Raw genomic sequence first — 18,232 nt, 5'->3', positions numbered from 1 at the left:
CGGTTTTAACTGCATGCCGAGTGCCGGGGCCCGTTCGGGCCGCGGTTTAGAACTGTTCTAAGGTCTCCGAGGGTTTTCGTCAAGAAACCCCAGGTCGGTCGCAATCAAGGGACGCGAATGCCCGAAGTCATCTTCCCCGGCCCCGAGGGCCGGCTCGAAGGCCGCTATCACCCCCAGAAGGACCGCGACGCCCCGATCGCTATCATCCTGCACCCGCATCCGCAGTTCGGGGGCACGATGAACAACCGCGTGGTTTACAATCTGCACTACGCCTTCCACCAGATCGGCTTCACGGTGCTGCGCTTCAACTTCCGGGGCGTGGGCCGCAGCCAGGGCGAGTACGACCAGGGGATCGGCGAACTTTCGGACGCGGCGGCGGCGCTGGACTATCTCCAGTCGCTCAACACCAACTCCAAGCACTGCTGGGTCGCGGGGTTCAGCTTCGGCGCCTGGATCGGTATGCAGCTTCTGATGCGGCGGCCCGAGATCACGGGATTCGTGTCGGTCGCGCCGCCCGCGAACATGTACGACTTCTCGTTCCTGGCCCCCTGCCCCTCGTCGGGGCTGGTCATCAACGGCTCGGCGGACCGCGTGGCGCCGCCGCCCGACACCGTTGCGCTGGTGAACAAGCTGCACGAGCAGAAGGGCATCACCATCACCCACGAGGTCATCGAGGGCGCGGGGCACTTCTTCGAGGACCCCTACATGGACCGCATGATCGACTCGGTGAAGGGCTACGTGAAGCGGCGCCTGACGGAGAACACCCGCTAGATGGCATCTCTTCTGGAGGAGATCGCCGACGCTCTCGCCCGTGACGCCCTGCGCGTCTCGGAAGAGACGAAGGACGAGAACCTCATTCGGGTGATCGCGCAATTGATTGGCGAATCCTCCACCACGACGCAGGAAGCCTTCATGACCTTCGTGCGCGTGCGGCGCTCCGAGCGGCGCGCGCGCGAGCTGCTGGCCGAACGGATCGGCGCGAGCTGGCCGCTGGACGTGCTGGACGCGCCTGGAGCCGTCGCCGCTCCGGTCGTTCCGCAGGCGGCCTCGGCGGCTCATCCCGCCACGCTCCCTCCCAAGCCGTCTGCGCCTCCCGTCCAGCCGCCCAGGCCAGCAGGCATCGAAGGTGCGAGCCGGCCGGCGGGGTTCGCCGAACCGTCCGTGCCGCCGGTTCGGCCGTCGTCCGCTCTGGCGGCGCCGATCACGGGCGCCTTGCCCGAGCCAGTCGCCCCGCGTGCCGCCGCTCCGGCCGAACCGCCGCGTCCCGTTCCAGCCACGCCCGGACACAAGGGAACGCCGGGGCATGTGGCCGCCCGTCCTCCTGCGCCCGAACCCGCCGCCGTCGCGGCCCCGCTGCCCAAGCCGGAGCCGACGAACACCGCTCCGGTCGAGGAGATCTCGCCGCTGCTGCGCCGTCATCCCCTGTCGGGAGCGGCCAAGCCCGCTCAGGCCCCACCGGCACAGGAACAGGCCCGCCCGACGACTGCGGCCGCCGTCCCTCCGGTTGCGGCCCCTACGCCCGCAGACCCGGCGCAGGCGCTGGCCGCTGCCCTGGCCCGGGCGGCCTCGATGCCGCGACCGGCTGCTCCTTCTGCCGCGCCGCGGACCCCCGCCCCACCCATGGATATCGAGATGCCGGATGGCGACTGGGGCTGAGCGGGGGATGGCACTGTCGGACGACCGGCTGGCCGCGCAGATGGCCTTCCTCGTGGAGGCCGACCGGCTGAAGTCGGTGCTGCGGGCGACGACGTTGGCGGACGGCTCGCGGCGGGAGAACTCGGGTGAGCATAGCTGGCATCTCGCGCTTTATGCATTGGTGCTGGCCGATCAGGCCGGCCCCGGCGTGAGCATCGACCGGGTGGTTCGCATGCTGATCCTGCACGACCTCGTGGAGATCGACGTGGGCGATGTGCCGATCCATTCGGCGGACGGGCACGCTCATGGTTCGGCCGCGGTGCTGGCCGCCGAGCGCGCGGCGGCCGAGCGGATTTTCGGTCTTCTGCCGCCAGAGCAGGCGGCTGCGTTCCGCGCGCTCTGGGAGGAGTTCGAGGCGGCCGAGACGCCCGACGCAGTCTTCGCCAAGAGCCTCGACCGCGTGCAGCCGGTGATGCAGAACCTCGCGAGCGGCGGGGGGACTTGGACGACCTACAACGTCACGGCAGAGCAACTGGAGAGCCGGGTGGGCGTGAAGATCGCGCGCGGCGCGCCGGCGCTGTGGGATTGGGTCAGGGAAAGAACGCGGTCCTACTTCGGGTGAGGCGACGGCTGATTGCGGCTGTTCTGGCCGTGTTCCTCGCTGCGGGACAGTATTTTCTTGTTGGGTTCATTCATTCCGCTACATGGGTCGGGATGGGGACTTGGACGTCATCGGGCGACGATGCCCGACTGTTCTCCACGACCTGATCCGAAGACCGCAGGTTGACCAAGTGGAAGGCCTTGGGAGTTCGACCTTCTATCAGCCTGTGTGTTGCGCTGCTTCCGTGATCCGCCCTTGACACCCTTTCGATAATCGCCTGCCAGACCAACGGAGCGTGGATCGCGCCGACCCTGCCCCTGCTCCGCAGGATCGTTCACTTGGCCAACCCGTCCAGCTACCATGACCGACACCGCGAAGGGGATGGCGTCCTCCTTGTTGGGCCATCTGCCCTTCCGAGCGGGTCTGGTTTCCTCGCCTCCGGGCTCCTCCTGCCAAGGGGCGCCGAGCCACGTGGCTGATCCGCATACCACGGCATACCGCCTTTCCCCCTCTTCACGGATGCGCTACAGGGGCCCCCAAGCCCACATCTGGCCGAAGGCACGCCCCATGACCAAGATCAAAGTCGAGAACCCCGTCGTCGAGCTCGACGGCGACGAGATGACCCGGATCATCTGGGACTTCATCAAGCAGAAGCTGATCCTGCCCTATCTCGACGTCGACCTGAAGTACTACGACCTCGGGATCGAGGAGCGCGACCGGACCAATGACCAGATCACGGTCGACGCGGCCCACGCCATCAAGGAGCACGGCGTCGGCGTGAAATGCGCGACCATCACGCCGGACGAGCAGCGCGTTGAGGAGTTCGGGCTCAAGCAGATGTGGAAGTCCCCCAACGGGACCATCCGCAACATCCTGGGCGGCGTGATCTTCCGCCAGCCGATCATCTGCCGCAACGTGCCGCGCCTCGTCCCCGGCTGGACCAAGCCCATCGTCGTGGGCCGTCACGCCTTTGGCGACCAGTACCGGGCGACGGACTTCCGCTTCCCCGGCAAGGGCAAGCTGACGATGAAGTTCGTGGGCGAGGACGGGACCACCATCGAGCGCGAGGTCTTCGACGCACCCGCCGCCGGGGTCGCCATGGGGATGTACAACCTCGACGAGTCGATCCGCGACTTCGCGCGGGCCTCGTTCAACTACGGGCTCAACCTCGGCTGGCCGGTCTACCTGTCCACCAAGAACACGATCCTCAAGGCCTATGACGGCCGCTTCAAGGACCTGTTCCAGGAGATCTTCGACGCCGAGTTCGCGGACCGGTTCAAGGCCAAGGGAATCCACTACGAGCACCGGCTGATCGATGACATGGTCGCGTCGTCGCTGAAGTGGTCGGGCGGCTATGTCTGGGCCTGCAAGAACTACGACGGCGACGTGCAGTCGGACACCGTGGCGCAGGGCTTCGGATCGCTGGGCCTGATGACCTCGGTGCTGCTCACGCCCGATGGCAAGATCGTCGAGGCCGAGGCCGCGCACGGCACCGTCACCCGGCACTTCCGCCAGCACCAGAAGGGCGAGCAGACCTCCACGAACTCCGTGGCGTCGATCTACGCCTGGACGGGCGGCCTCAAGCACCGCGCCAAGCTCGACGACAACGCGCAGCTCATGCGCTTCGCCGAGACGCTGGAGCGCGTCACCGTGCAGACCGTCGAGGATGGCTGGATGACCAAGGACCTCGCGCTGCTGGTGGGCCCGGACCAGAAGTGGCTGACGACGATGGGCTATCTCGAGAAGGTGGATGAGTACCTCAACAAGGCCCTTCAGGGCTGACGCGTCGGGGGGCGCGGCCCGTGCGGTTGCGCCCCACAACCTTTTGGACGATGCGCAGGGACTCGTCTTCGGCACCGTGATGGCCGCGGTGGGGGTCACGATCCTCACGCATCTGGGGCTCATCACCGGGCAGACGGCGGGGCTCGCGGTCCTGCTGTCCTATATGATGGGGCTGCCCTTCGGGGCGGTGTTCTTCGCGCTCAACCTGCCCTTCTTCTGGCTGGGCTGGCAGCGCATGGGACCGGCCTTCACGGCCAAGACATTCCTTGCCGTGGCGCTGGTGTCGGGGCTGTCGGTCGTGGTGCCCGGCTGGATGGGTTTCGCACAGCTGAATCCGGTCTTCGGAGCGGTGCTCACCGGGCTCTGCTCGGGGGCGGGCCTGCTTGCGCTGTTCCGGCACGGGGCGTCGCTGGGCGGCGTGGGGATCGTGGCCGTGATGATCCAGGACCGGACGGGGTTCCGGGCCGGCTGGACGCAACTCGGCTTCGACGCCCTTCTCTTCGCGGCGGCCTTCCTCGTGCTGGATCCGGCGACCGTGATCCTGAGCGCGCTGGGCGCCGGGGTCCTGAACCTCGTGATCGCGATCAACCACCGCCGCGACCGCTACGTGGCCTACTAGCTCGCTGGGAACAAAGCCCCGGCCTTTCCGTTGCCGCATCACATGCGCGCGAGGCGCCCGGCCCCGCGCGCCCGGAATGGAAAGGCCACACATGCACGGGATCATCTACCTCATCGGCCTCGTTGTCGTCGTCCTCGCCATCCTCTCGCTGCTGGGGCTCGGCTGACCATGGTGGAGAGAAGCACGTACGTCACACCCGACTCCGGCGGAGGGCCCACCCACTACGTCGACTGGCCCGCCATCTTCGCGGGCGCTGTGGTCGCCACTGCCATCGGCGTCGTCTTCGCGGGCTTCGGCGCCGCGCTGGGGCTGTCCGCCATCTCGCCGCAGAGGGGCGAAGGCAACGGCACCCTGTCGCTCGTCCTGACGGGCATCTGGGCCCTGGTGACCATCCTCGTCTCCTACGGGATCGGCGGCTACGTCGCGGGGCGGATGCGCCGCCGCTTCGATGGCACGACCCCCGACGAGGTCAGCGCCCGCGACTCGATCCATGGCATGGTAGTCTGGGGGCTGGGGGTCCTGATCGGCACGTGGATCGCGAGCAGCCTCGTGGGATCTGCCGTGAACACGGCGGGCAACGTCGCTCAGGGCGCGGCACAGGCGGTGAGTTCGGTCGCGCAAGGAGCGGCCAACGTCGTCGGCGGAGCGGCCTCGGCCGCGGGTGGCGCTGCGGAATCCGCGACGGACGGTGGCGAGGAAGGCGGGCTCGACCTGTCGGGCTTCGATCCGATCGAGGCGATCAACAACCGTCTGTTGCGCGGCACGGGCGAGAGCATCGATCCCGACGCCGCATCGGAAGTGGGCCCGGTCGTGCGGGACGTCGTCTTCGAGGTGGCGCGCACGGGCGAGCTTGGCGAGGATGATCGCCAAGTGCTGGTCGAGGAGATCGCGGCGAACTCCACGCTGTCGGAGCAGGAGATCAACACGCGGATCGACCAGGCGGTCGAGCAGGCGACGCAGCTTCGCGACGAGGCGCAGCAGCGGGTGGAGCAGGCGGCACAGGCGGCGCGGGACGCGGCGGATGCCGCGCGGCGGGCGGCGGTGCTGACGGGCTTCCTTGTCACGGCGGGCTTCGCCATCGCTCTGGGCGCCGCGATGTACGGCGCGGGCCTGGGCGGTCAGCACCGCGACGAAGGGCGCATGCTTTACCTCTTCCGCAGCTACTGATCCGTGCCTATATGACGCACGGGAAAGGGGGTGGCCTGCCCGGGCCGCCCCCTAGCCTTTTCTGCGACTGCATTGTATCGCCGCCCCGTTCCCCGAAAGAGAGCCCCATGGATATCCGCAACATCGCGATCATCGCGCACGTCGACCACGGCAAGACGACGCTTGTCGACCAGCTTCTCAAGCAGTCCGGCGCCTTCCGCGACAATCAAGCCGTCGCCGAGCGGGCCATGGACTCCAACGACATCGAGCGCGAGCGCGGGATCACCATCCTTGCCAAGTGCACCTCGGTCGAGTGGAAAGGCACGCGCATCAACATCGTCGACACCCCCGGACACGCCGATTTCGGCGGCGAGGTGGAGCGCATCCTGAGCATGGTGGACGGGGTCTGCCTTCTGGTCGATGCGGCCGAGGGGCCGATGCCGCAGACCAAATTCGTGACCTCCAAGGCCCTGGCGCTGGGGCTCAAACCCATCGTGGTGCTCAACAAGGTGGACAAGCCGGACGCGGACGCCGACCGGGCGCTCGACCAATGCTTCGACCTGTTCGCGGCGCTGGGCGCCAATGACGAGCAGCTCGACTTCCCGCACATCTACGCCTCGGGCCGTTCAGGCTGGGCGGACCTGGAGCTGGACGGGCCGCGCGAGAACCTGGATGCGCTGTTCGACCTGATCGTGCGCCACGTGGAGCCGCCGCGCCAGTTGGCCGCGCGCGAGCAGCCCTTCCGCATGCTGGCCACGACGCTGTCGGCTGACCCCTTCATCGGGCGCATCCTGACGGGGCGCGTGGAATCGGGCACGCTGCGCGCGGGCGAGACCGTCAAGGCGCTGTCGCGTTCCGGAGAGAAGCTGGAGCAGTTCCGCGTCTCCAAGATCCTGGCCTTCCGCGGCCTCACCCAGCAGCCCATCGACGTGGCCGAGGCCGGCGACATCGTGACGCTGGCCGGCATGTCCAAGGCGACCGTGGCCGACACGATCTGCGACCTGTCGCTCGACATCCCCCTGCCCGCCCAGCCCATCGATCCGCCGACCATCTCGGTCACCTTCGGCATCAACGATTCGCCGCTGGCGGGCCGCGACGGCAAGAAGGTCCAGTCCCGCGTCATCCGCGAGCGCCTGATGAAGGAAGCCGAGGTCAACGTCGCCATCAAGGTGACCGACACCCCCAGCGGCGACGCCTTTGAGGTCGCGGGCCGGGGCGAGCTCCAGATGGGCGTGCTGATCGAGAACATGCGCCGCGAAGGCTTCGAGCTGTCGATCTCGCGCCCCCGCGTGCTTTTCACGACCGAGAACGGCGTCCGCATGGAGCCCGTCGAGGAAGTGACCATCGACGTCGATGACGAATACACCGGCGCCGTGGTCGAGAAGCTGACGGGTCCGCGCAAGGGCGACCTCGTGGAGATGCGGCCCGCCGGCGCCGGCAAGACGCGGATCATCGCGCATGTGCCGTCGCGGGGCCTCATCGGCTATCAGGGCGAGTTCCTGACCGACACGCGCGGCTCGGGCGTCCTGAACCGCATTTTCCACGGCTGGACCCCCCATAAGGGCGAGATCCAGGGCCGGCGCCAGGGCGTCCTCATCTCCATGGAGAACGGGACGGCCGTGGCCTACGCGCTGTGGAATCTGGAGGAGCGGGGCAAGATGTTCGTTAACCCGCAGGACCCGGTCTACGAGGGCATGATCATCGGCGAGCATTCGCGCGACAACGACCTTGAGGTGAACCCGCTCAAGGGCAAGAAGCTCACCAACGTGCGCGCCTCGGGCACGGACGAGGCGGTGCGTCTGACGCCCCCGGTCATCATGTCGCTGGAGCAGGCCATCGCCTACATCGACGACGACGAGCTGGTGGAGGTCACGCCGAGCGCCATTCGCCTGCGCAAGCGCTTCCTCGACCCGCACGAGCGCAAGCGGCAGGCCAAGGCGTCCTGACGGAACGCTTGGACGGACGTTGACCTATCGTTAACCTCCCTGAGGCAAGATCAGGGAGGTTCACGCGTGCAGGATGACCTGTCGTCGATCGAGGACGCCATCCTGAAGGCGGCCATAAACCCGGCGGCCTGGTCATCGGTCATGGCTGCCTTCGTCAGGTCCTTTCCGGGATGCCGCGCATCTCTGCTGGGGCACGACATGCAGATGGCCCAAGGCCTTCCAGCCGCGCAGGCGGGCTATGACGTCGCCTGCGTGCAGAGCTACTATCGGCATTTCCATACCATCAATCCCTTCGCGCCGGCCTGGGCCGGCCTGCCGGTGGGGCGGGTGGTGGACTCGAGGGAGGTCGTTCCCGAGGCCGACCTGCTGCGGACCGAGTTCTACCAGGACTGGCTTCGTCCCCAGCAGGACCTTCGCTCTACGGTGGGCGCGGTCGTGGCCCGGGATTCCGGCCGCCTGTTCCTGTTCAGCCTGCACATCGAGCATCGCGTGGCGGAGGTCATGGCCGCGCAGGTCCTGACCGCTGCCGTGCGGCTGCAGGGCCTCATGCGGCACGCCCTGGAGGTGAACCGGATGACGCTGGGCCTTCGGCTCGATGCCGAAGCGTTGCGTCATGGGATCGAGCCGTCCGACGCGGCCGTTCTTCTGCTCGGCGCGGATGGCGTCATCCTCCACGGCAATCGCAGGGCCGAGACGATGCTGGAAGAGGGTGACGTCCTGCGCCGTGATCCCGCGGGCCGCCTGCGAATGATGCGGGAGGTCGAGCGCATGCGGATGGAGGCGGCGCTGCGGCTCCGTCCCGGAGGCCCGCTGTCCTTCCCCGTTGGCGGGGCCGGTCACGAGATGCGGGTCGTTCCGCTACGGCCCGGCAGCCTCGGGGACCTACGGATGCCCTTGCTGCTTGATCGGAGCCCGGCGGCGCTCGTCGTCATGCGGCCTTCGAGACGCGACCGGGACGGAACGATGCAGGTCATGCAGGCCCTCGGGCTCACCCGCGCCGAAGCGGAAGTGGCTTTGGCCCTGGCCGAAGGCGCCACGGTTGCGGAGGTGGCGGAAACCCGAAGGGTCTCGGTCCAGACTGTCCGCAACCAAGTGAAGTCGGCGCTGGGCAAGACCGGCTCTCGGCGGCAGGCCGATCTCGTGAGGGAGGTGATCACCTTGCATCGGCTCTGAGTCGCCCCGCCGGATCACTCCGACGGGGCGCTCGGCAGGAGCCGTTCGTGACCCCATGACTCGTGACCTGACCTGCCGAAGCCGGCCGCCGGTCCCGGTACGTCCGCCCAAGCGGGCGAATGAAAAGAAGGAACACGGCGAATTGATGGGGAAACGGTAACGGTCTGCTGCCTGCTGGCATGACCCATCCGGGCCATGAGCGAACGGTAAGCCACGGAATTCAGTTCTGAGGGCGAGCGTGGCCGGGTGCCGGTCCGACCCGTCCTTGCGGCTCGGATGACAGGCCGGCACAGCGAGCCTGGCCCGTGGGACATAGTTCGAGCAGAACGCACCGCTCACAGGCCGGGTTGCGGAAATAACAGCACCGCTGGCCGTGGAGCATGAGCACTTCGTGGTGATCATAGACGGCCTGGGCGTCCCAGTCCGGGGGTAGGAGCGCGGCCAGCGCGGCGTGTGACGGACCCACGTCCAAAGTACTCGGGATCAGTCCGGTGCGCTGGGCCACCCGGTGATGGTGGCTGTCGACGGGGAGCGCAGGCCGGCGCAGGCGGCTGAAGGACAGCACCGCCGCGCTGGTCTTCGGGCCGACGCCCGGAAGCGCCTCCAGCCAGGCGCGCGCCTCGGCCACGGGCATCGCTTCGAGAAAGTCGAGCGACAGGTGGCCATGTCGTTCGCTGATGGCGCAGAGGACCGACTGGATACGGGGCGCCTTCTGCTCGGGCCAGGTGACGCCGTGGATCAGGCGCTCGACCTCGGGCGTGGGAGCGTCGCGCAGGGCGGCCCAGTCCGGGTAGTGGACGCGCAGGGCCTGGAAAGCGCGACCCGAGTCGCGGTTCTTGGTCCGGTGCGACAGGAGCGAGGAGATCAACTCGCTCAGAGGGTCATGGTCGTGGAAATAGGCGATGGGGCAGCCGTACTCCTCGCAGAGGCGCCGGTGGATCTCCAGCGCCTTGCGGGTCAACTCTCCATGGTCGGGTGCGAAGCGGGCCATGGAACGGCAAGCCGCAGCGCCCCGACCCGGTTCCCGCCCTCTTGAAATCCGGAAGCCGAACGGCACCGGCCCGCGGTCATTCGCTCAGTTCGACCACCACGAGGTCGCGGGTCGCCGCGTCCTTGGCGTGCTCCAGTGCCGCCTGGTATTCCGCCGACTCGTAGCAGGCGACCGCCGCTTCGAGGCTCGGAAAGCGGGCCACCACGTTGCGCGGGCGGTCTGTGCCTTCGAGCTGCCGGTAACGCCCCCCCCGCGCGATGAAGACGCCACCATGGGCCGCGATGGCCTCGGTGGCGAGCTTGGCGTAGCGGCCATAGGCCTCGGCGTCGGTCACCGTGACATGGGCGATCCAGAGAGCGGCGCTCATGCGGAGACTCCCTCGATCACGGCCTCTGCGGCCTTGATGGCGGCTTCGGCATTGGCCGCGCTGGCCGCGCCCCCCTGCGCGAGGTCGGGGCGCCCGCCTCCGCCCTTGCCACCGAGCTCCGACACCGCGGCGCGGAGGATATCGACGGCCGAGAGCTTGCCCGACAGGTCGGAAGTGACTCCGGCGGCCACGGCGGCCTTGCCCCCGTCCTCGGTGATCAGCAGAACGGCGCCCGAGCCCATTTCGGCCTTCATGCCGTCGATCAGCGCCGGAAGCTCCTTGCCGGTGACGCCGGACAGGACCTGCGCCCGGAAGGGAACCCCCCCAACCTCGCGCGGAGCCTGAGCTTCGCGGGCCGGGCCGCCGAGCGCCCGCTCGCGGCGAAGCTGCGCCACCTCGTTCTGGAGCGCGCGACGCTCGTCGAGAAGCGCCTTTACGCGGGCCGCCACCTCGGGCAGCGGCGCCTTGAGAAGGCCGGCCACGTCCTGAAGGGCCTTCTCGCGGGAGCGGAGATGGTCGAGCGCGGCCTGCCCCGTCAGCGCCTCGATCCGGCGCACGCCGGCCGACGAAGCGGTGTCGGACAGAAGGACGAAAGTCCCAATATCGCCCAGGCGGCCGACATGCGTGCCGCCGCACAACTCGATCGAGTAGTTCCGGCGATTGAGGCCTTCCGCAGCCGTCAGGGGCTCGCCCATGAATACGACCCGGACCTCGTCGCCATACTTCTCGCCGAACAGGGCCTGCGCGCCGAGCGACCGGGCGTCGTCGGGCGACATGACGCGGGTCTCGACGGCACCGTTCCGGCGGATCAGCTCGTTCACCTCGGCTTCGACCCGGCGCAGCTCCTCGGGCGACAGCGCCTGACCGTGGGAGAAGTCGAAGCGGAGCCGGTCATGGGCGTTGAGACTGCCGCGCTGGGCCACATGCTCGCCCAAGGCGGAGCGGAGCGCCTCGTTCAGCAGATGCGTGGCCGAGTGGTTCGCGCGGATGGCAGAGCGGCGGTCGTGGTCCACCACCAGCCTAGCCGGCTGGCCCGTGGTCAGCGTGCCCTGGATGACTTCGGCGTCGTGGATGACGACACCAGCCGAGCGCCGCGTGTCCGTCACGCGCGCCGTTCCAGTATCGGTCGAGATCGTCCCGGTGTCGCCGACCTGACCACCCGATTCCGCATAGAATGGCGTCTGGTTGACGACGATCTGCACGCGGGCGCCCTGCTCGATGAGTTCGACGGGCGCACCTTCGACCACGAGCGCCTGGATCTGCCCCTCGGCGCTTTCTGTGTCGTAGCCCAGGAACTCGCTCGCGCCGTTGGCCTCGGCGAGGTCGAACCAGATGCGGGCGTCCTTGGCCTCGCCGGAGCCGGCCCAGGAGGCGCGAGCCCGGGCCTTCTCCTCGGCCATGGCTGCGTCGAAGCCTGCGAGGTCGACGGACCGACCCTTCTCGCGCAGGGCGTCCTGTGTGAGGTCCACCGGGAACCCATAGGTGCTGTAGAGCCGGAAGGCGGCCCCGCCCGGCAGTTCGGCGCCCTCGGGCAGACCGTTCAGCTCGTCCTCAAGAAGACGCAGGCCCCGGTCGAGCGTCTCGCGGAACTTGGATTCCTCGCGCCTGAGCGTGTCGGTGATGAGCGCCTGGCCGCGGGCGAGTTCCGGGTAGGCTGCGCCCATCTGCTGCACGAGAGACGGCACGAGGCGGTGCATCACAGGGTCCTTGGCCCCGAGCATCGCAGCATGGCGCATGGCACGCCGCATGATGCGGCGCAGCACGTAGCCCCGCCCCTCGTTCGAGGGGAGCACGCCGTCGGCGATCAGGAACGAGGTCGAGCGCAGGTGGTCGGCGATCACTCGATGGTGGATCTTGCCGGGCCCATCGGGGTCGCTGCTGGTAGCGTGGGCGCTGGCCTCGATAAGGGCGCGCATCAGGTCGGTGTCGTAGTTGTCGTGCTTGCCCTGAAGGAGCGCGCCGATCCGCTCCAGCCCCATGCCGGTGTCGATCGACGGACGGGGCAGCGCCTCGCGCGAGCCGTCCTCATGCTGCTCGAACTGCATGAAGACGTTGTTCCAGATTTCGATGTAGCGGTCGCCGTCTTCGTCGGGCGAGCCCGGAGGGCCGCCGGGGATGGAGGGGCCGTGATCGTAGAAGATCTCGGTGCAGGGGCCGCAGGGGCCGGTCGGTCCCATCATCCAGAAGTTGTCGTTCGTGGGAATGCGGATGATGCGGTCGTCCGATAGGCCCGCGACCTTCTTCCAGATGGCCGCGGCCTCGTCGTCGGTGTGGTAGACGGTGACCAGAAGGCGATCGCCGTCGATGCCGAAGTCCTTCGTCAGCAACTCCCAGGCGAAGGGGATCGCGCTTTCCTTGAAATAGTCGCCGAATGAGAAGTTGCCCAGCATCTCGAAAAAGGTGTGGTGCCGCGCGGTGTAGCCCACGTTGTCGAGGTCGTTGTGCTTCCCGCCGGCACGCACGCATTTTTGGGCGGTCGTCGCACGGCTGTAGGGGCGCGACTCGAGGCCGGTGAAGACGTTCTTGAACTGGACCATGCCCGAGTTCGCGAACATCAGCGTCGGGTCGTTGCGCGGAACGAGCGGAGAAGAGAGAACGATCTCGTGGCCGTTGCGGGCAAAGAAATCGAGGAAGGTCGAGCGGATATCGGCGAGGCTGGTCATCGTAGGTCCCCGGAAGCGGCCTGCGAGGCATACTCCCCGGTCTTCCCGCGGTCCAGTGGGTCCGGCCCCGCATCCACGAGGATGAGATGGTCTGCGTCCGGACTCCCGGCGGCTGAGGCGGGCCGGAGTGGTCCGCCCATGCGGCTCAGGCGGCGCCAAGCGTGTAGGCCGTTCCGAGCAGGGGGAAGAAACGCAGCGCCGAACTTGGCCCACACAGCTTTCAGGGCTGGAGCCAAAGACCACGCGCGGCAGCGGGCGGTTAGTTTCAATTGAACAGGTCGTCGGTCATGCCAGCTCCTCCTCGCGTTCCATCTTTCGTGAGGACCCCTGGTCGGGCCCACGACATCCGCTGGCCGAAGGGTCCCACAACGGGAGGGTCCTTGATCAACGACGACAATGGCCACTCTCACCAGGGGCTAAGCCCGAGCTTGTGGATCACCTGCTCATACATCCGCCGACAAAGCGGGCGCGGCAGAGCGCCAGCCATGATCGTATTAGGGGGTCACGACCGCACCGGCCGCGATCCCCGCACCGTTTTGGACGGTTCGAAAGCGACACAGAACCGTGAGCCGGTCGCCGATCCACATGTCCCACCCGATGGGGAGAGCCTTGCTCAAAGACTTCACGATGCTGTCGCAGGCCAGGAAGCCGAGCGTACTTCATAGAGAATAGGATGCAGCACCGGCCGGTCGCCTGGATGTTCGAGCCGCAGCACAAGGAGTTGCGCCAAACCTAAGAGTAATCGCCAACGATCGTTCCGGCTGGGAGCACTCCAGCGGTGAGAACCGAGCCGTGTCTATAATGGCCGACCGTAACTGAATGGCGCCGGTGAAGGATGTCGCGCCAAGTGACCGAGTGCATCGGACCTCCCTTTAGGCGCTCTCAAAGTTCGCGACAGAGCGGACGCATCGCGCCGCTAGAGGCGCCGTCGCGCGACTGTGCCCGGAGCGCGGCATCCGCATGCAGGCTGACGATCGGCTCAGGATGCATGTGAGGTACATCGTGCCCCGACGATCAGCGTCAAAGCGCTCGCCCCGCCTTTGCTCTGCCTGCCGTAGTGATAGCTCGTGCCGTACGCGCGTGGCGGTCCGCGCAAATCAACGATCCTTTCAATGCTGATCAGGCCCGATCAAGGTGTCTACATTTGTTCTGAGCGACGACAAATCCTTGGCTGCCTACGCCAAGGCATGAACGCGAGCGGGCGGAGCCCGGAAGCTCCGCCCGCCATTGTGTCCCCTTGAGGCAGGGCTCACATCTCCACGAGGTCGCCGTCCTCGTCGTGTCCCTCGCCCGACACCGAGAAGTCGAGCCCGTGGGCCGCGCGAATCTTGTCCTCGATCGAGTTCGCCACGTCGGGGTGATCGCGCAGGAAGGTCTTGGCATTCTCCCGACCCTGCCCGATGCGTTCGTCGCCATAGGAGAACCAGGACCCCGACTTCTCCACCACGCCAGCCTTGACGCCGAGGTCGAGGAGCTCGCCGGTCTTGGAGATCCCCTCCCCATACATGATGTCGAACTCGACCTCCTTGAACGGAGGAGCGACCTTGTTCTTGACCACCTTCACGCGGGTCGTGTTGCCCACCACCTCGTCGCGATCCTTGATCGCGCCGATGCGGCGAATGTCCATGCGCACAGAGGCGTAGAACTTGAGCGCGTTGCCGCCCGTCGTCGTCTCGGGCGAGCCGAACATGACGCCGATCTTCATCCGGATCTGGTTGATGAAGATCACCATGCAGTTCGAGCGCGAGATGGAGCCCGTGAGCTTGCGCATGGCCTGGGACATCAGACGCGCATGGACACCCACGGACGAGTCGCCCATGTCGCCCTCAAGCTCGCTCTTGGGCGTCAGCGCCGCGACCGAGTCGACGACCACGAGGCTGACCGCGCCCGAACGGACCAGCGTGTCCACGATCTCGAGCGCCTGCTCGCCGGTATCGGGCTGCGAGATCAGCAGCTCGTCCAGGTTCACGCCCAGCTTCTTGGCGTATTGCGGATCGAGCGCATGCTCGGCGTCCACGAAGGCGCAGACGCCGCCCTTCTTCTGCTCCTCGGCCACGACGTGAAGCGTCAGCGTCGTCTTGCCAGAGGATTCGGGCCCGTAGATCTCGACGATCCGACCCTTGGGCAGGCCGCCGATTCCCAAGGCGATGTCGAGGCCCAGGGAGCCGGTCGAGGTCGCCTCGATCTCGGGCAGGGCATTGCCCGCGCCGAGCTTCATGATCGAGCCCTTGCCGAACTGCCGCTCGATCTGCTGCAGCGCGCTTTCCAGGGCCTTCTGCTTATCCGCCGTCTTCTTGTCGGTCATCGTGAGGAGGTCTGCCACTGCCATGTTCGGCCCCTTATCCCATGGCCGCCCCATGGCGGCAATCGAAGTCTTGTTCACGTCTTGTTCCAGAACCGAGATATAGGACCAAAGCGTGAACATTTCAACCTGGAACGCATGAGCCTACGATAATCCGCTCAAGGTTAACGAAGCGTTACCAGGGCGGTCTTTGCGTTCTGCAACTTACTGTTTACGCGCATCTTTCCGCGCTAGAGAGCCAGGACGAGGTCCGCGCGCAGACCGCCGAGGTCCGCGCTCGTGCCCAGGCGCAGCTGGCCGCCATGAGTGCGCGCGATGTCGGCAACGATGGCGAGGCCCAGGCCCACCCCCGCACGGTCCTGGTTGCGCGCCGGATCGAGGCGGACGAAGGGCCGCATCGCTTCCTCGCGCTGCTCGGGCGGGATCCCGGGACCGTCGTCCTCGACGGTGACTCGGATCGTCCGTTCGCCGAAGCCGAGGCTCACCCGAGCCCGTGTCCCATGCGAGAGGGCATTGCCGAGCAGGTTCTCGATCGCCCGCCGCAGCGCGAGCGGCCGCATCGGAACCGGGCCGGGGTCGGTTCCCTCCACCGCGCTCAGGTCGACGGGCTGGCCGGTGCGCCGGTAATCCTCGACCACCTCGCGCACCAGAAGGGCGACGGCCGTGGGTTCCTGCATGTCGCCGGCATCACCCCGCGCGAAGGCCAGGAAGGCGTCCATCATCCGGCTCATGTCGTCCACGTCACGGATGAGGTCGGCCGCCTCGGGGTCGTCGAGCAGCGACAGCCCGAGCCGGAGCCGGGTGAGCGGCGTGCGCAGGTCATGGCTGATCCCCGCAAGCATCGCCGTGCGGGCCTGGGCCTGCCTCTCGATGCGGTGGCGCATGTCGAGGAAGGCCGTCCCGGCGGCGCGAACCTCGAGCGCGCCGGCGGGACGGAAGGGAACCACCCGCCCGCGCCCATAGGCAGTGGCGGCGCGCGCGAGGCGCTGGATCGGACGGACCTGGTTGCGCAGAAACAGGTAAGCCACCGCCGTCAGAACCAGCCCGAGCACCAGCGTCAGCACGACGAGCTGGTGCGGCGCGGCGGCGGCGACGCGGCGCCTCGAGAACTCCACGCGCATTCCGCCGTGCGGGGTGGACAGCCAGATCGCCACCCGCCGCGGCTCGTGGACGGCAACCGCACGCAGGTTCGGAAGAGCCTCGCGGAGCGTTTCGGCCATGACGCGGCCGGACAGGTCCCAGGCCGAAAGATTGTCGGCGGTGGGCGGACGGGCGGGCAGCGTGGTCTCGATCTCGAGCGGCCCGCCGACCTCGCGAGCGCGCTCCTGCGCGGCAGCTAGGTCGGGCTCGGCGGCCACGGCAGCGGACAGGACGCGCAATTCGAGCAGGAGCGATCGCGTCATCTGCCGGGTCACGTCCTCGTAGTAGCGCTGCACGAAGCCCACCGAGATGGCGAGCTGCAATGTTACCACCGGCAGCAGCAGGATCAGCGCGGCCCGCGCGATCAGGGACCGGGGCATTCTGTCGTGAAGCCATTCGCGGATCATGGACGAAGACTAGAGCGCCCTAGTCCGGGCGGGAAGGCTTGGACCCAGACCTGGCGCGCGGCTAAACTGAGTTATGAAGCCTGAGGAGGACGCATGGGAGCGCAGGCCGATCGGACCGCCCGGTTCGGGCCGGACCTCGTGCGGGTGCTGGCGGGCAATCCGTCGCCCTTCACGGCGGAAGGGACGAACACTTGGATCCTCGGCAACGAGGCGCCCTGCGTCATCGATCCCGGCCCCCAGATGCCTGGCCATCTGGAGGAGATTCGGGCGGCCCTGGGCGGGCGGCGCCCCGTCGCCATCGTTGTCACGCACGCCCATCTCGATCATTCAGCCCTGGCGCCCCTGCTGGCCGCGCGGACGGGAGCGCCGGTGCTCGCCTTCGGGGACGCCCGGACCGGACTTCGTCCCGCGCGGGACGGGCTGGGCGGAGGAAGCGGCGTGGACTGGGCGTTCCGGCCCGACCGGCGCCTGCGCGACGGGGACGTCGTCGAGGGGCCTGGCTGGCGGCTGGTGGCCCGGCACACTCCGGGCCACATGGGGAACCACCTCTGCCTCGACGACGGAAGGCGGCTGTTCTCGGGCGATCACGCGATGGGTTTCGCGTCCACGGTGATCTCGCCGCCCGAGGGAGACATGGGCGATTACATCGAGTCGCTGCGGCGGCTGACCGCGCTGGGGTCGCGGCGCCTCCTGCCCGGGCACGGCGCGCCGGTGGAGGACGGGCTGGGGCGGCTGCGCGGGCTGCTTGCGCATCGGTTGGCCCGCGAAGCGGAGGTGCTGACGGCGCTGGAGGCTGGTCCCTCGACGTCGGCCGCCCTGGCCGACCGGATATATCGGACGGTTCCCGAGGCGCTTCGCGAGGCAGCCCGGCGCAACGTGCTGGCGCATCTTCTCGATCTGGAACGGCGCGGGCTGGCCTTCGCGGACGGCCCGGTAGCCATGACCGCCTCTTTCCGTCGCGTCGCCTGAATTCCTGGCCCTGCCCCTCTGGACGCCACCTAACACCACAGTTATAGAGCCCCCGTGTTCCGGCGTAGCTCAGCGGTAGAGCAGTTGACTGTTAATCAATTGGTCGTAGGTTCGATCCCTACCGCCGGAGCCAAAATCTTCCCAAGCTGTTGAGATGGCAGGGTTCTCGCTCCCCGGAGTCGGAGGCCCCCTCTCAGGTGCACATCCCGGTGCACTCCGCGATGCACATTCTGGTGCACAAAGGCGGAAGAACATGGGATCCACGCGTCCAACCCAGAAGCACCTCGAGCGTCGGGGGAGCACCTTTTACTGGCGACGTCGATGGCCCCGCCCACGGCTCGCTCGGGACCCCATCGCGATTTTTCCACTGGTGCTCTCCCTTCGAACGGACGTCCCCCTCGATGCGAGGATCCTGGCCGCCGGCGTTGTTGCGTAACCCATGAGCGAGGGGGCTCGCGCGGCGGGTCTGCCTGCTTATCTGGGCGGCCATG

Annotated in this window: 14 protein-coding genes and 1 tRNA gene; 10 read left to right on the top strand and 5 right to left on the bottom strand. The window is 67.8% G+C overall.

All coding sequences use genetic code 11. The annotated features are described in order from the left end of the window. Positions 1 to 117 precede the first annotated feature (117 nt). The 8 genes from FHG71_RS15295 to FHG71_RS15260 all read left to right on the top strand — a co-directional run bounded on the left by FHG71_RS15295 (position 118) and on the right by FHG71_RS15260 (position 8,902). Positions 118 to 771: an alpha/beta hydrolase gene (locus tag FHG71_RS15295; protein ID WP_139082571.1), complete on the top strand. Its 654-nt coding sequence runs from the start codon at positions 118 to 120 to the stop codon at positions 769 to 771. Then, entirely contained in the window at positions 772 to 1,656 is an 885-nt protein-coding gene (locus FHG71_RS15290) for a hypothetical protein (RefSeq protein WP_139082570.1), read from the top strand. Positions 1,657 to 1,663: 7 nt separating this feature from the next. After that, positions 1,664 to 2,257: an HD domain-containing protein gene (locus tag FHG71_RS15285; protein WP_139082569.1), complete on the top strand. Its 594-nt coding sequence runs from the start codon at positions 1,664 to 1,666 to the stop codon at positions 2,255 to 2,257. Positions 2,258 to 2,803: 546 nt separating this feature from the next. Beyond that, positions 2,804 to 4,018 carry an NADP-dependent isocitrate dehydrogenase gene (locus FHG71_RS15280; protein WP_139082568.1) on the top strand — a complete coding sequence of 405 codons (1,215 nt, stop codon included), beginning with the start codon at positions 2,804 to 2,806 and terminating at the stop codon, positions 4,016 to 4,018. Continuing rightward, positions 3,987 to 4,637 (top strand): YitT family protein, encoded by a 651-nt coding sequence (locus FHG71_RS15275; RefSeq protein ID WP_139082567.1) that lies wholly within the window; start codon positions 3,987 to 3,989, stop codon positions 4,635 to 4,637. The genes FHG71_RS15280 and FHG71_RS15275 overlap by 32 nt, the downstream gene beginning before the upstream one ends. Before the next feature lie 171 nt (positions 4,638 to 4,808). Then, positions 4,809 to 5,804 carry a hypothetical protein gene (locus FHG71_RS15270; protein WP_139082566.1) on the top strand — a complete coding sequence of 332 codons (996 nt, stop codon included), beginning with the start codon at positions 4,809 to 4,811 and terminating at the stop codon, positions 5,802 to 5,804. A gap of 107 nt (positions 5,805 to 5,911) precedes the next feature. Then, on the top strand, positions 5,912 to 7,729 hold the full coding sequence (gene typA / locus FHG71_RS15265) for a translational GTPase TypA (protein WP_139082565.1): 1,818 nt from the start codon (positions 5,912 to 5,914) through the stop codon (positions 7,727 to 7,729). Between the two features lie 66 nt (positions 7,730 to 7,795). Further along, the gene (locus FHG71_RS15260; protein WP_139082564.1) at positions 7,796 to 8,902 is read left to right on the top strand and encodes a helix-turn-helix transcriptional regulator; all 1,107 of its coding nucleotides are present in this window, start codon (positions 7,796 to 7,798) and stop codon (positions 8,900 to 8,902) included. A gap of 220 nt (positions 8,903 to 9,122) precedes the next feature. Here the strand turns inward: FHG71_RS15260 and FHG71_RS15255 are convergent, their stop codons facing one another. From FHG71_RS15255 to FHG71_RS15235, 5 genes are all read right to left on the bottom strand, one after another. Then, complete coding sequence (locus tag FHG71_RS15255; RefSeq protein ID WP_139082563.1) at positions 9,123 to 9,893, bottom strand: endonuclease III domain-containing protein; 771 nt, start codon at positions 9,891 to 9,893, stop codon at positions 9,123 to 9,125. 76 nt (positions 9,894 to 9,969) lie between these two features. Next, positions 9,970 to 10,260, bottom strand: coding sequence for a DUF1330 domain-containing protein (locus tag FHG71_RS15250; RefSeq protein WP_139082562.1), 291 nt, complete (start codon positions 10,258 to 10,260; stop codon positions 9,970 to 9,972). Further along, positions 10,257 to 12,923: an alanine--tRNA ligase gene (gene alaS, locus FHG71_RS15245; protein WP_139082561.1), complete on the bottom strand. Its 2,667-nt coding sequence runs from the start codon at positions 12,921 to 12,923 to the stop codon at positions 10,257 to 10,259. Before alaS ends, FHG71_RS15250 begins: the two co-directional genes overlap by 4 nt. Positions 12,924 to 14,172: 1,249 nt before the next feature. After that, positions 14,173 to 15,252, bottom strand: coding sequence for a recombinase RecA (gene recA, locus FHG71_RS15240; RefSeq protein ID WP_139082560.1), 1,080 nt, complete (start codon positions 15,250 to 15,252; stop codon positions 14,173 to 14,175). 203 nt (positions 15,253 to 15,455) lie between these two features. Next, on the bottom strand, positions 15,456 to 16,745 hold the full coding sequence (locus FHG71_RS15235) for an ATP-binding protein (protein WP_246045471.1): 1,290 nt from the start codon (positions 16,743 to 16,745) through the stop codon (positions 15,456 to 15,458). A 120-nt stretch (positions 16,746 to 16,865) separates the two neighbouring features. Between FHG71_RS15235 and FHG71_RS15230 the strand changes: the two genes are divergently transcribed. Both FHG71_RS15230 and FHG71_RS15225 read left to right on the top strand, forming a co-directional pair. Beyond that, positions 16,866 to 17,741, top strand: coding sequence for an MBL fold metallo-hydrolase (locus FHG71_RS15230; protein WP_139082558.1), 876 nt, complete (start codon positions 16,866 to 16,868; stop codon positions 17,739 to 17,741). Between the two features lie 58 nt (positions 17,742 to 17,799). After that, positions 17,800 to 17,874, top strand: a tRNA-Asn gene (locus FHG71_RS15225). Positions 17,875 to 18,232: the final 358 nt, after the last annotated feature.

It is taken from the genome of Rubellimicrobium roseum (assembly GCF_006152145.1).
GTDB classification, from domain to species: Bacteria; Pseudomonadota; Alphaproteobacteria; order Rhodobacterales; family Rhodobacteraceae; genus Rubellimicrobium; species Rubellimicrobium roseum.
This window is presented reverse-complemented; position numbering and strand designations above follow the sequence as displayed.

Coding starts and splice junctions, on each gene's coding strand:
- FHG71_RS15295 (WP_139082571.1), top strand. CDS start 118: ATGCCCGAAGTCATCTTCCCCGGCCCCGAGGGCCGGCTCGAAGGCCGC.
- FHG71_RS15290 (WP_139082570.1), top strand. CDS start 772: ATGGCATCTCTTCTGGAGGAGATCGCCGACGCTCTCGCCCGTGACGCC.
- FHG71_RS15285 (WP_139082569.1), top strand. CDS start 1,664: ATGGCACTGTCGGACGACCGGCTGGCCGCGCAGATGGCCTTCCTCGTG.
- FHG71_RS15280 (WP_139082568.1), top strand. CDS start 2,804: ATGACCAAGATCAAAGTCGAGAACCCCGTCGTCGAGCTCGACGGCGAC.
- FHG71_RS15275 (WP_139082567.1), top strand. CDS start 3,987: ATGAGTACCTCAACAAGGCCCTTCAGGGCTGACGCGTCGGGGGGCGCG.
- typA (WP_139082565.1), top strand. CDS start 5,912: ATGGATATCCGCAACATCGCGATCATCGCGCACGTCGACCACGGCAAG.
- FHG71_RS15255 (WP_139082563.1), bottom strand. CDS start 9,893: ATGGCCCGCTTCGCACCCGACCATGGAGAGTTGACCCGCAAGGCGCTG.
- FHG71_RS15250 (WP_139082562.1), bottom strand. CDS start 10,260: ATGAGCGCCGCTCTCTGGATCGCCCATGTCACGGTGACCGACGCCGAG.
- alaS (WP_139082561.1), bottom strand. CDS start 12,923: ATGACCAGCCTCGCCGATATCCGCTCGACCTTCCTCGATTTCTTTGCC.
- recA (WP_139082560.1), bottom strand. CDS start 15,252: ATGGCAGTGGCAGACCTCCTCACGATGACCGACAAGAAGACGGCGGAT.
- FHG71_RS15235 (WP_246045471.1), bottom strand. CDS start 16,745: ATGCCCCGGTCCCTGATCGCGCGGGCCGCGCTGATCCTGCTGCTGCCG.
- FHG71_RS15230 (WP_139082558.1), top strand. CDS start 16,866: ATGGGAGCGCAGGCCGATCGGACCGCCCGGTTCGGGCCGGACCTCGTG.